Raw genomic sequence first — 12,334 nt, forward strand, 5'->3', positions numbered from 1 at the left:
ACGGCGTGGCAGGAATATGAACAAAAGAAAACCGGCAGGCTTTTGGCCTGCCGGAGTGTTATGCCTCAACCGGGTTTACTGGCCGGTCGGAACTGCGTTCGAATTGGCCGGGGCTGGCGTTGCCGGAGCCGGGGTCGCTGGTGCTGGTGTCGTTGTCGCCGGGGCCGCCGCACCGTTGGTCGATGATGGCACACCGTTCTGAGCCGGAGCAGCAGGCGTCGAAGACGATGGCCCCAGCGTATCAAGAATGCCGTTACCCTGACCCTGTGTCGCCGGAATGCGATCCAGAATATCCGTCGGGCGCGATTCGTAGCGTGTCAGAAGACCGAGGCCGAGAGACGTGACGAAGAACAGCGCGGCGAGAATGGCTGTTGCGCGCGTCAGCGCATTTGCCGTGCCGCGTGCGGACATAAACCCAGAGCCGCCGCCGATACCTAGGCCGCCGCCTTCGGAGCGCTGAACCAAGACAACGCCGACGAGCGCCAGCACGATCATGAGATGAATAACAATCAGTACGTTCTGCATGACAATCCATTCCATGCCCCGTTTGGAGCACAATGAAGAAGTTTGCGGCTCTTTACATGAGGCGAAAGCGTATTCCAACCCCCTGAGAGACGAAAGACGGCATCAGGCCGTCAATTGCTCATAAGCGGCGTAGATGGAGAGGAAATCGGATGCTTTCAAGCTTGCGCCGCCAATCAGCGCGCCATCGACATTTTCCACACCCATCAGTTCGAGAGCGTTTGTTGGTTTGACGGAGCCGCCGTAGAGAATACGCATGCCCTGCCCTTCCGCACCGAAGCGCTTGACCAACTCTTCACGCATGAAGGCGTGAGCCTCTCTCACGTCCTGCGTGGTCGGCGTCAGGCCGGTTCCGATGGCCCATACCGGCTCGTAGGCAATCACGGTGTTTTCTGCTGTCGCATCATCAGGCAAGGAACCGGCAAGCTGTCGCTTGAGAACATCCAGCGTCTGGCCAGACTTTCGCTCATCCGCCGTCTCTCCGATGCAGATGATGGCAACCAGTTCCGCCGCATAGGCGGCAGTGGCCTTGGCGCGGACCAGATGGTCGGTTTCTGCATGGTCGGTGCGGCGTTCGGAATGGCCAACGATGACATGAGTGCCGAAGCAATCGGCAATCATCTCGGCCGAGATGTCACCCGTATGGGCGCCCGACGGGTTCTGGTGGCAATCCTGCGCACCGATTTTCAGCGGGCTGTCATCGCTCAGAGCTGTCGCGACATACAGCAGTGTCGAGGGCGGGCAGATCAGCGCGTCCACCTTGTCCGAAAGCGGACCTTTGACACCCTCGGCCATCGCTTTGATCTGATCAAGCGAATCGCGCGTTCCGTTCATCTTCCAGTTTCCAGCGACGAGCGGGCGAACATCAGGGGTCATGGGCGATCTATTCCTCTTAACTTCAAAAGCGCTCAACAAAGTCCAAGCGCTCATAGCGGCCAGTTTCCTTTATGTCTTAAAGGCTAGCGATTGTATTTGGTACAAAAAAGAACGCTTTTGGTTCATAACATCGGTTAAAATCGCAGCATTTTGCTTGTTTTCGTCGTTTTGACGCCATCCTTGCTCAATGCGTGATCAAAAAATTCAGCACCGCGCGCCAATCCGTCATGCGTACCGGGGTACCGTGGGTGCCGGATTGATAGAGCGTGAAGCGTGTCGGCTGGCCAGCTTTCAACAATGTGCGGAACATACCCGCCTGCTGCTGAGCGGAATACACCTTGTCCTCACTGCCATGCGTGAACCAAAGGGGCTTTTTGGCCTTCACAAAAGCGCTTTTGGGAAAGTCCGGATCAACCGCACCGCCAAGGATTGCCATGCCCTTGAGATTCGATACGGCCTGCGCATCGCGGCTGATACCATAGCAAATGAAACTGCCCATAGACGCACAGGCGAGAATGACGGGACGCCCGCCAGACTTCGCGTTGGCATCAGCAATCAATGCGGCAATATCGGCCACGCCCTTCTCATCGAAGCTACGCACGCTCGGCGCATAATAGGTGCCGCCATTGGCAACCGCCAAATTCTTCAGCCGATTGAAATTGCCGCCGAAGGTGTAGTCATTCATGCCCAGCCTGCGATCACCGCCGCGACCGTGGATGAAAATCACCGTGAAGGCCTGACCAGTTGTTGCGCCAACGCGACCAACCTCCAGCGCCCTGCCCCCAACCGCGATTGTCTCAAGCTCTTGAAACTTCTTAGGCGCGAGGTCGACATATTGTCGCTTCACCCGTCGCTCTGGCGTATCGTCGCGCCCATTGATGTCATGCATTTCCTGATAGTCGATAATCTGCGATGCGCCATTGTCCCCTGTGGAGAGTACCGTCTGTGTTGAGAACAGCTCGTCCTTGAAAGGCTTAAGCGGCCCTCCTGCGCTTTGTGCAGAGGCTGGCACGATCGCAACAGACAGGCAAAAAAGAGTACAAAAGGTGAAGATAGCTGTGGACATGCCTTGAGGAACCATTTCATTTAAGCCACAACACTTGCCATCCGGGCAGGCGCGGCGCAATCCTTAGGACGACGCGAAAACCGATCATCCGTGCTTGAGTAGCAACATTTGGTTGCCGTTGTGGCAAATCATATGCCTGCTCGCATGGCCAAATTCTGACTGAACTGGGCACAATGGACGATAGCAACGATCTTTTTTCAAGCCAATCTACGGCAAAGCGTCAGGAACCGGAAACGAGTGAACCGGCACCTGCGCCTGTGGTGAAAGCTGTCGCCAGCGCCCCCAAGCCTGTGGTCGTGACAACCTCTTCCGAGCAGGAATATGGTGCGTCGTCCATTCGCGTGCTGGAAGGGCTTGAGCCCGTTCGCATGCGTCCTGGCATGTACATTGGCGGCACGGATGAAAAAGCGCTGCACCATCTGTTCGCCGAAGTCATCGACAACTCGATGGACGAGGCCGTCGCTGGTCACGCCAATTTCATCGAAGTCCATCTGGATACGCAAGGATTTCTGACTGTCAGCGACAATGGCCGCGGTATTCCGGTGGAAAATCACCCGCAGGTCCCCGGCAAATCCACGCTGGAAGTCATCATGACCAAGCTGCATGCGGGCGGCAAGTTCGACGGCAAAGCTTATGAAACGTCTGGCGGCCTTCACGGCGTCGGCGTATCAGTCGTCAACGCCTTGTCCGACCTGCTTGAAGTGGAAGTTGCCCGAAACCGCAAGCTTTATCGCCAGCGTTTTTCACGCGGCATTCCCATGGGCGGGCTAGAAGAACTGGGCGATGTGCACAATCGTCGTGGCACACGCGTTCGTTTTCATCCCGATCCGCAAATCTTCGGTGAACATGCAAAGTTCGAACCGGCACGCATTTTCCGTATGGCCCGCTCGAAAGCCTACCTCTTCGGCGGCGTCGAGATACGCTGGAGCTGTGATCCCGGCATGGTGCCACCGGACGGTGACATCCCGGAAAAGGCAGTTTTCCACTTTCCCGGTGGTCTGAAGGATTATCTGGCGGCAACGCTGGGCAAGGACTTCACGGTCACCCGCGAAATCTTTTCTGGGAAGACGGAAAGGACCGGCGGCCATGGCGCCATGGAATGGGCTGTCACCTGGTATGGTGGCGATGCCCAGTTGCATTCCTATTGCAACACTATCCCCACGCCTGAGGGTGGCACCCACGAGGCTGGCCTGCGCATTGCGTTGACCAAGGGGCTGAAAAACTATGCGGAGTTGACGCAGAACAAGCGCGCCCGCGAAATCACCACTGACGATGTGATGATTTCGGCTGTCGGTATGCTGTCCGTCTTCATTCGTGAGCCTGAATTCGTGGGCCAGACCAAGGACAAGCTGGCGACGGTGGAAGCGCAGCGCATCGTCGAAAACGCGCTTCGTGATCCGTTCGACCACTATCTGGCTGGTAACCCCAACGAAGCCGCAAAGCTTCTGGATTGGGTTATCGAGCGTTGCGAAGAGCGCCTTCGTCGCCGCAAGGAAAAGGAAGTCAACCGAAAGACCGCCGTTCGCAAGTTGCGTCTACCCGGCAAACTGGCGGATTGCTCCCAGAACACGGCAGAGGGTGCAGAGCTTTTCATCGTGGAAGGTGATTCGGCTGGCGGTTCCGCCAAGCAGGCGCGCAACCGCGCAAACCAGGCCATCCTGCCGTTGCGTGGAAAAATCCTCAACGTCGGCAGTGCCAGCCGTGAAAAGCTGTCTGCAAATCAGCAGATCGCCGATCTCATTCAGGCACTCGGTTGCGGCACACGCACGAAATATCGCGACGAAGATTTGCGCTACGAGCGCATCGTCATCATGACCGATGCCGACGTCGACGGTGCGCATATTGCCTCGCTGCTGATTACCTTCTTCTATCAGGAAATGCCCGAACTCATTCGTGGCAGCCACCTCTACCTCGCGGTGCCGCCGCTCTACGTCATTCGTCAGGGTGCCAAAACGGTCTACGCCCGCGATGACGTGCACCGTGCCGAATTGATGGAGACTGTCTTCAAGGGTAAAAAAGTCGAAATAGGCCGCTTCAAAGGCCTTGGCGAAATGATGCCTGCGCAGTTGAAGGAAACCACCATGGACCCTTCCAAGCGCACCCTTCTGCGCGTGGAAATCGATGATGTGGATTTCGAAGGCACCCGCGAAGCCGTGGACAACTTGATGGGCACCAAACCCGAAGCCCGCTTCCGTTTCATTCAGGATCGTTCGGCTTTCGCGGAAAATCTGGATATTTGACGACCTTTGGCATCTGCAAGAGATTTCGGACACTGAAACGGTGCGGATCATCTCTCGGCGTGTGGGCCACTGTCGCCTTATCATCAAACGCATAGACGATATGCGTAACCCGCTTGGATTTTTTGCCATTAACGGCTGGAAATCGCTCGCGACCATGTTATTTAAGAACAAACGAAGCAGCGGCCTTGAACCGCGTGTGAAAGGAAATTGCCATGAGCGGCATTCACGAAATGATCGACGGCGAAGTGAAGGGCAACGATGTCGTGCTTTTCATGAAAGGCACCCCTCAGTTTCCGCAGTGTGGTTTCTCCGGGCAAGTCGTACAGATGCTCGATTACCTGGGTGTGCAGTATAAGGGCATCAACGTGCTTGCGGATGCTGATCTACGTCAAGGCATCAAGGACTATGCCAACTGGCCAACCATTCCCCAGCTTTACATCAAGGGCGAGTTTGTCGGCGGCTGTGACATTATAAAAGAGATGTTCCAGTCCGGTGAGCTTCAGGACCAACTTCAGGAACAGGGTATCAGCGTCCGCGGAGCGGCCTGATTCCGGCCGGGAACCCCGGCCCCCCTATTATTCTAAAACTTGTCTAGGCGTTGCCCCCGGCAACGCCTTTGCCGTTCTTTTGGGGACAAAGTCTGTGACAAATCTTTCACAATCCGATCCAGCCCGCACCATCGCAATGGGGCGGACGGAATTCATTGCGCTTGCTGCCGCGCTGATGGCACTCAACGCGCTCGCTATCGACATCATGCTGCCCGGCCTGCAGGAAATCGGCGCATCGCTGGGTGTCGACAACGAAAACCACCGGCAATATGTCATTTCTGCCTATCTGATCGGTTTTGGCATTTCACAACTCGCCTACGGCCCGATTTCCGACCGTTTCGGGCGGCGCAAACCAATGCTGTTCGGCCTTGGTATTTATATTCTGTCGTCCATCGCCGTTGTCTTCGTGCCCTCTTTTGCGGGGCTTCTTGTTCTGCGTTTCATTCAGGGCATCGGTTCGGCGGCCACGCGCGTCATCACCGTTTCCATCGTTCGTGACATCTATGGCGGGCGCCAGATGGCCGAAGTCATGTCGCTGATCATGATGGTCTTCATGGTCGTGCCGGTGATCGCGCCCGGAACCGGGCAGATCGTACTGTTCTTCGGGGACTGGCATCTGATCTTCGCCTTCATGGCAGCCATTGCGGCCATCGTGACGGTATGGATGTATCTGCGTCTTCCCGAGACGCTGCATCAGGAAGACGTGCGTGAACTGACCACTTCATCCGTCCTGCAAGGCTTCAAGATAGTTCTGACCAACCGGGTCGCACTTTGCTACACCATTGCCAGCACGATCATCTTTGGTGCGCTGTTCGGGTTCATCAATTCGGCAGAGCAAGTCTACAAGGGCATTTACGACTTAGGCGCCTGGTTTGCGGCAGCCTTTGCTGGCGTTGCTCTGTTCATGGCGCTCTCATCATTCCTCAACTCTCGTCTTGTCGGGCGTTTCGGCATGAGAAAGCTGTCGCATGGCTCGTTGATCGGCTTTATCATCATCACCTTCGTATGGCTGATGCTGCAACTGTTCGGACCTCAGCCGATGCCGTTCTTCCTCTTTATCATAATGTTCGCCCTGTCGATGTTCCAGTTCGGCCTCATTGGTTCAAACTTCAACTCGCTGGCCATGGAGCCGCTCGGCCGCGTAGCAGGTACGGCATCATCTGTTATCGGCTTCATGAGCACGATCGGTGGTTCACTCATCGGCGCGGCCATAGGTCAGGCATTCAATGGCACCGCTCTGCCGATGGTTGCTGGTTTCTTCATCGTCTCAGTGGCTGGCCTCGGTTTCGTCCTGCTCGGTGAAAAAGGCGTTCTTTTTCAGCCACAGAATAAACCGACGCATTGAAAAAACTCACATAAAAAAGGCGCGGTTGAAAACATCCGCGCCTTTTGCATTTTGAGCTCGGCCTTGCTCAGACGGTAAAAATCTTCTCGCGCAGCAACTCCCACGTCTCTTCATTCGCCGCCAGCAGAAGCCCTCCGTCAACGTGGTGTGGCAGATAGGGCGAACCGTCGAGGCGTGCAGCGTAAGCGCCCGCTTCCTGCGAAATCAGTGTACCGGCGAGATGATCCCATGGCATCAGCTTGTTATACATCAGGAAGTGCATATGGCCGCCGCAGAAGATGCGGTACTCGTGGGCGGCACACCGGTAGCTGGTGAACAGGCGTACATCGGCCAGATTGTTCAGCAAACGGCGGCGTACATCGCCTTCGAAATAGCCGGTATTGGCAATGCCCACCATTTGCGAAAGCTCAGGCGCGGGTACAACGCTCATCTGGCTCTGCGATCCATCGGCACTGCACATCCATGCGCCAGAACCCTTTTCGGCAATCACCCAGTCATTACCCATCGGGTCGTAGATCAAGCCCGCAACCGTCTCACCCTTTGACACAACGCTCAGCATAACGCCGAAGAGTGGCAGACCAGCCGCAAAGTTGAAGGTGCCGTCAATGGGATCAACCACAACGGCCAGATCAACCTTACCCAGCCTAGTCAACAGCGACGGGTCAGCTGCTACCGATTCTTCGCCGACGAACAATGCGTCAGGCATGAATTCGGCCACCCGGTCGCGGATCAAACGTTCAGCTGCCTCATCGGCTTCTGTGACGAGATCGATGGCCTCTGTCTTTATCCGCACATCACCTTCGCCCAGATTGCGAAACCTTGGCAGAATTTCCACCGCCGCCGCCTCTTGCAGGGCGTTGGCAAGGGATGCGATGTCGAGTTCCACGGTCATGGGTTTTCCTTCCTCGGAAATTGTCGCGAAAAACTATGTGGCGGCTTTGCGCGACAGTCATTACAATAGTGACCAAAATCAAAGGCCAACGATTTCTCGGCGTAGCATCTTCCAGCTTTCCTTATCCGGCGCAGACAGAATACCGCCTGTCAAATCACCAGGTCTGTAGGGCGTTCCGTCGAACTTGGCGGTGTATCCGCCCGCTTCCTGATGCGTCAGCACACCGGCCAGATGGTCCCACGGCATCAGCTTTTCGTGGCCGATGAAGTGAATCTTGCCGCTGGAAACCAGCCAGTATTCATGCGCCGAGCAATTCAGCGAAAGCGCCATCTTGGCCTTGGTCATATTGGCGGCAATCACCGGACGGCGATCTTGGAAACTATGACCCCAGGAAAACACGCCGATCATCTGCGAGAGATCGACAGGCTTTGCCACTGTCAGTTTTGCTTCGCTGCCGTTCTTGCGTTTCAGCGTTGCGCCCGCACCTTTGACGGAAACAATCGTGTCACCCATGACAGGGTCGTGGATGATGCCCGCAACCGTCTCGCCCTTGATGGTTACGGCCAACAAAGTCCCGAATGCCGGCAGACCGGATGCGTAATTGAACGTGCCATCGATAGGGTCGATCACGAAGGCGAGTTCAGCATCGACCAAAGCCGGAATAACCGAATGGTCGGCATCATAGGCTTCTTCGCCAACGATGTGCGCTTTTGGGAAGCGGTCGAGCAAGGCAGCAGTAATGCGCTTTTCCGCCAGAATGTCAGCCTCGGTCACGAGATCAATAACGGACGTTTTTTCGGAAATGTCGGAAGCGCTCAAATTACGAAAGCGCGGAATGATGTCGTTTACCCCGGCGTCTGCAACAGTCGAGACGAAGAACTCAAGATCGGAATCGGAAAGTGTCATGAAGCATTTCTTTTAAAAATGGGAAGAGCTTCCACGACCTAATCTCCTAGCATGACGGATCGGTGACAGTCAGGCCTGAGAAATCAAAAAGCTTTGTGTCAAGCAGGTGTGATGGATTGACGTGAGACATGGCGCGCAGCATCACGTCCTTGCGGCCCGGCATCCGGCGCTCGATATCGGCCAACATGTCCTTCATGGCATTGCGTTGAAGCCCGTCCTGTGAACCACACAGATCGCAAGGAATAATCGGAAACTCCATCGCAGTTGCAAACTTCACCATATCTTCTTCAGCGCAATAGGCCAGCGGACGCAGCACCATCAGGTTGCCTTCGTCATTCATAAGCTTTGCCGGCATGGCGGCAAGCCGCCCGCCATGGAACAGATTCATGAAGAAGGTCTCGAGAATATCTTCGCGGTGGTGGCCCAACAACAGCGCGTCGCAGCCTTCTTCACGGGCGATGCGGTAGAGATTGCCTCGGCGCAGCCGCGAACAGAGCGAGCAATAGGTGCCGCCCGCCGGTACTTTTTCCTTCACGATGGAGTAAGTATCGCGATATTCGATGCGGTGCGGCATCCCTATTTTCGTTAGGTATTCCGGCAAAATATGCTTTGGGAAATTGGGCTGACCCTGGTCAAGATTACAGGCGATCAGTTCGACCGGCAGAAGACCACGCCATTTCAGATCCAGCAACAGGGCCAATAGTCCGTAACTGTCCTTGCCGCCTGAGAGGCCCACAAGCCAACGCTTTTGGCCTTTCAGCATGTCGAAATCATCGAAGGCTTGGCGCACATTGCGCAACAGCCGCTTGCGCAGCTTGTTGAAGGACACGGAGCGTGGCGCGTTGGCAAACAGCGGATGGGCACCAACGAGCTCTTCAGGCTCGACGCTTTCTGGCATGTCATCGATGTCTGCTGCAATGTTCATGGCAATCTCGCTTGGTCCTGAACGCGCGCAAGCGTTCCGGCTTCAGGGAATGCCCGCATCTGCCTTGAAGATCAAGCCCCGAATACGGACCACCCCATTTCGTTTGCCAACATTTCCAGCGCGACAGAACCCAGCGCCGAGTTGCCGACCTCATTAAGCCCCGGCGACCACACCGCGACGGAAGCCTTGCCCGGTGCCACCACAAGAATGCCGCCGCCCACGCCGCTCTTGCCCGGTAGACCCACATGATAGGCGAAATCGCCCGAGCCATCGTAGTGGCCGCAGGTCAGCATCAGCGCATTGATGCGCCGCGCGCGTTTTTCCGAAACGACGGAGTGGCCGGTCACGGGGTTGCGTCCGCGATTGGCCAGAAACAGCCCTGCCCGCGCCAGCTGCACGCAATTCATGGACAGTGCGCACTGGTGAAAATAAACGCCCAGCGTATGATCGACCGGATGGTGTAGATTGCCGAAACTGCTCATGAAATTGGCCAGTGCGAAGTTTCTATAGCCCGTCGTCTGCTCGGATTTCGCAACCCTGTTGTCGATGGAAATCGTCTCGTCATCGGCCAGATAGCGCACGAAACGCAGCACCTCGCCAATCGCTTCACGCGGTTGGTGGCCCGCCAGAACCATATCGGTAACCACAATGGCACCGGCATTAACGAAGGGATTGCGTGGAATGCCCATCTCCCGCTCCAGCTGAACGATGGAGTTGAAAGCAGAACCCGAGGGTTCGCGCCCTACCCGCTTCCACACGCTCTCTCCGGTTTTGCCCAGCGCAAGCGTCAGCATGAAAACTTTGGAGATACTCTGGATCGAAAACTGCACCTTTGCGTCGCCAGCCACAAAGGTTTGACCGTCCACGGTGGTTACGGCAATGCCGAACTGCTTTGGATCGACCTTGGCAAGCTCGGGGATGTAATCAGCTACCTTCGCAGCACCAAGCCGCGGCAGCATTTTTTCGGTGATGGAATTGATAACCGTCTGAATGTCCCGCATTGCCCCTGCCCTCATAAAGAAAAAGCGCCCGTGAAGGCGCTTTTGATGTTGTAATATATGCCTTAGATCGAAGACGCACGCGCCTTCGTCGTCGTGTCGAACGCCTTCATGACATAGCTGTCGCGGTCATAAACGTCGTCGAAATACTGCACGTGGCCGTCCTTGTCCGGCCATGCCGTGAAGTAGGACACGTAGACAGGAACCTTGCCCGATACCTGAACAGCGCGGTTCTGGCCTGCGGCAATCTGCTTGTTCACATTGTCCATGGTCGTGCCGAGCACGGCGGCAGCCATGCGGCGTGGATCGACAAGACGAATGCAGCCATGGCTGAGGGCACGCATGTCACGGCTGAAGAAGCTCTTCGCAGGCGTGTCGTGCATGTAGATGGCGTGCGCGTTCGGGAACAGGATTTTCAGATCGCCCAATGCGTTATCGCTGCTCGGTGGTTGGCGAACGGAAACCGCATTGGTGGAGCCGTACCAGTTCACCTCGGAAGATGAAACCGACCGACCGTTGACCTGAACTTCATAGCCAAGGCGATCCAGATATGACGGGTCGCGGCGCAGCTTCGGCAGCATCTCGTTGACGATGATTGATTGCGGGACGCCCCAGTAAGGGTTGAACTCGACCGTCTGGATTTCGTCCTGGAAGAAGTAGGTCTGGTTCGTCTTGGAACCGATGACGACCTTCATGCCGAAGTCTTCGACGCCTTCATTATGGTAATAAGCCATGAAAGCAGGCTGGTTGATGAAGACAAAACGATCGCCGAGATCGGCAGGCAACCAGCGGATCTGTTCCATCGCCACTTCAAGCTTGGCAATTTTCGCTTCATTGCTATCGCCGGTCATGGCGCGCACGGTTGCGCGGCCAATAACGCCGTCTGCCTTCAGGCCGTTCTCGCTCTGGAAGGCCTTGACCAGATCTACCAGATCAGGTGTGTATTCTGGCGTTTGCTGGTAGCCCGACAGTGTCGTTGCATGGCCGGTCTTCAGGCTGGCCGACGAGCGATGCTCGATAGCTTTGACGACGGTAGCCATGTCGGCATTGTTTTCGCCGGGCTTGAGAACGAGATCCGCGGGCACGACTACCTTGTGGCTTGTGTCTTTGTCTTCATTGCGCAGCTTTGCGAGTTCAGCCTTCAACGCCTGATATTCGACGTTGGATGGCTCACGGCTGCGCAGATAGGCACCGACATCCGGGCTCAGGCTGGCAAGTTTTAGCACAGGCGTCAGATTGACCGTCTTGCGCTTGAAGTCGTGATATCCAGACAGCTTGTTCGGATCGACGCGGCCACGGGTGGTGTCCTGCACGTAGGCCAGGACCTTGGCAGAAAGTGCCAGTTCGAACTGCATCATCGCGGGAGGAATGACCCGCTGCTCTGTTACGGATGCGTTCTGCACCTCAGCCACTGGTTCCGCCGAAATGCTGGCAGTCACATCCTGCGATGGCGCGGAGATGCTGTAGTCTGCTGGGTTGAGGCCACTATCACCAACAGTTTCGAAAAATGTCAGAACGGCGCTTGCGCGCTCGTTCAGATCGCCGTTCGAAACCCAGATCGGCTGTCCGCCCGCATTGTAATAAGCTTCCAGCGCCTTGGCGATTTCGGGCGTTGCCGAGAGCTTCACACCGGCCAGACCGGCAGGGAACTTCGATGTATCGACAGTGCGCGCGCCATCTGCCTTGTAGGTATAATAACGAGGACCAGATACACGCGGCAAAGGCTCAGGGTCGACATCGCGTGCGGCGGCGTTCCCCTGCATTGTCGTAACACCTGGAAGTCCCCGATCCTGGCGCTCACGCTCCACTTTCCCCGGCCCACCACGAAGAAGGTCCATGAGGGTCACCGCGCCGGCTGTGCCCGGCATCGCCGCCGAAACGGACAGACCGAGAGCCAGTATCAATGCAGCCGATGATTTTCCTGATGTGATTTGCAATTTATTCCTCGCCGCATCCCGCGCCATCATTCATCGAGGCGCATATAATGAGTATGTGTCTGTCTAGCTGATTGGCCTG

General features: G+C 56.2%; 11 protein-coding genes. 3 read left to right on the plus strand and 8 right to left on the minus strand.

The window, feature by feature from the left end; all coding sequences use genetic code 11:
• Positions 1-75: 75 nt before the first annotated feature.
• The 3 genes from secG to ATO67_RS01430 form a co-directional block, all read right to left on the minus strand.
• Positions 76-525, minus strand: a complete 450-nt coding sequence (secG, locus tag ATO67_RS01420) for a preprotein translocase subunit SecG (RefSeq protein ID WP_067644194.1) — start codon at positions 523-525, stop codon at positions 76-78.
• A 102-nt stretch (positions 526-627) separates the two neighbouring features.
• Positions 628-1,398: a triose-phosphate isomerase gene (gene tpiA / locus ATO67_RS01425; RefSeq protein WP_067643274.1), complete on the minus strand. Its 771-nt coding sequence runs from the start codon at positions 1,396-1,398 to the stop codon at positions 628-630.
• Between the two features lie 184 nt (positions 1,399-1,582).
• A complete protein-coding gene (locus ATO67_RS01430; RefSeq protein WP_067643277.1) occupies positions 1,583-2,464 on the minus strand; it encodes an alpha/beta hydrolase family protein in 882 nt (293 codons plus the stop codon).
• 173 nt (positions 2,465-2,637) lie between these two features.
• On the opposite strand from ATO67_RS01430, the gene parE reads away from it, so the two are divergent.
• The 3 genes from parE (at position 2,638) to ATO67_RS01445 (ending at position 6,597) form a co-directional block, all read left to right on the plus strand.
• Entirely contained in the window at positions 2,638-4,704 is a 2,067-nt protein-coding gene (gene parE, locus ATO67_RS01435; RefSeq protein WP_067643280.1) for a DNA topoisomerase IV subunit B, read from the plus strand.
• 212 nt (positions 4,705-4,916) lie between these two features.
• Entirely contained in the window at positions 4,917-5,252 is a 336-nt protein-coding gene (grxD, locus tag ATO67_RS01440) for a Grx4 family monothiol glutaredoxin (protein ID WP_067643283.1), read from the plus strand.
• Positions 5,253-5,346: 94 nt separating this feature from the next.
• Positions 5,347-6,597 carry a multidrug effflux MFS transporter gene (locus ATO67_RS01445; protein WP_173645911.1) on the plus strand — a complete coding sequence of 417 codons (1,251 nt, stop codon included), beginning with the start codon at positions 5,347-5,349 and terminating at the stop codon, positions 6,595-6,597.
• Positions 6,598-6,664: 67 nt separating this feature from the next.
• Here ATO67_RS01445 and ATO67_RS01450 read toward each other — a convergent pair whose 3' ends face one another.
• The 5 genes from ATO67_RS01450 to ATO67_RS01470 form a co-directional block, all read right to left on the minus strand.
• Positions 6,665-7,489, minus strand: coding sequence for an inositol monophosphatase family protein (locus ATO67_RS01450; RefSeq protein ID WP_067643286.1), 825 nt, complete (start codon positions 7,487-7,489; stop codon positions 6,665-6,667).
• A gap of 78 nt (positions 7,490-7,567) precedes the next feature.
• A complete protein-coding gene (locus ATO67_RS01455; RefSeq protein WP_067643289.1) occupies positions 7,568-8,395 on the minus strand; it encodes an inositol monophosphatase family protein in 828 nt (275 codons plus the stop codon).
• A 46-nt stretch (positions 8,396-8,441) separates the two neighbouring features.
• The gene (gene ttcA, locus ATO67_RS01460; RefSeq protein WP_067643292.1) at positions 8,442-9,320 is read right to left on the minus strand and encodes a tRNA 2-thiocytidine(32) synthetase TtcA; all 879 of its coding nucleotides are present in this window, start codon (positions 9,318-9,320) and stop codon (positions 8,442-8,444) included.
• Positions 9,321-9,391: 71 nt separating this feature from the next.
• Positions 9,392-10,321, minus strand: a complete 930-nt coding sequence (locus ATO67_RS01465) for a glutaminase (RefSeq protein ID WP_067643295.1) — start codon at positions 10,319-10,321, stop codon at positions 9,392-9,394.
• Positions 10,322-10,383: 62 nt separating this feature from the next.
• Complete coding sequence (locus tag ATO67_RS01470) at positions 10,384-12,282, minus strand: L,D-transpeptidase family protein (protein ID WP_106404874.1); 1,899 nt, start codon at positions 12,280-12,282, stop codon at positions 10,384-10,386.
• Between the last annotated feature and the right edge of the window lie 52 nt (positions 12,283-12,334).

Origin of the sequence: Agrobacterium bohemicum, assembly GCF_001562555.1 — a bacterium.
Classification (GTDB): domain Bacteria; phylum Pseudomonadota; class Alphaproteobacteria; order Rhizobiales; family Rhizobiaceae; genus Agrobacterium; species Agrobacterium bohemicum.

Bases quoted from the DNA above. Each gene is read 5' to 3' on its own strand.
- ATO67_RS01470 (WP_106404874.1), bottom strand. From the start codon at position 12,282: ATGGCGCGGGATGCGGCGAGGAATAAATTGCAAATCACATCAGGAAAA.
- ATO67_RS01465 (WP_067643295.1), bottom strand. From the start codon at position 10,321: ATGCGGGACATTCAGACGGTTATCAATTCCATCACCGAAAAAATGCTG.
- grxD (WP_067643283.1), top strand. From the start codon at position 4,917: ATGAGCGGCATTCACGAAATGATCGACGGCGAAGTGAAGGGCAACGAT.
- ATO67_RS01455 (WP_067643289.1), bottom strand. From the start codon at position 8,395: ATGACACTTTCCGATTCCGATCTTGAGTTCTTCGTCTCGACTGTTGCA.
- ATO67_RS01450 (WP_067643286.1), bottom strand. From the start codon at position 7,489: ATGACCGTGGAACTCGACATCGCATCCCTTGCCAACGCCCTGCAAGAG.
- secG (WP_067644194.1), bottom strand. From the start codon at position 525: ATGCAGAACGTACTGATTGTTATTCATCTCATGATCGTGCTGGCGCTC.
- parE (WP_067643280.1), top strand. From the start codon at position 2,638: ATGGACGATAGCAACGATCTTTTTTCAAGCCAATCTACGGCAAAGCGT.
- tpiA (WP_067643274.1), bottom strand. From the start codon at position 1,398: ATGACCCCTGATGTTCGCCCGCTCGTCGCTGGAAACTGGAAGATGAAC.
- ATO67_RS01430 (WP_067643277.1), bottom strand. From the start codon at position 2,464: ATGTCCACAGCTATCTTCACCTTTTGTACTCTTTTTTGCCTGTCTGTT.
- ttcA (WP_067643292.1), bottom strand. From the start codon at position 9,320: ATGAACATTGCAGCAGACATCGATGACATGCCAGAAAGCGTCGAGCCT.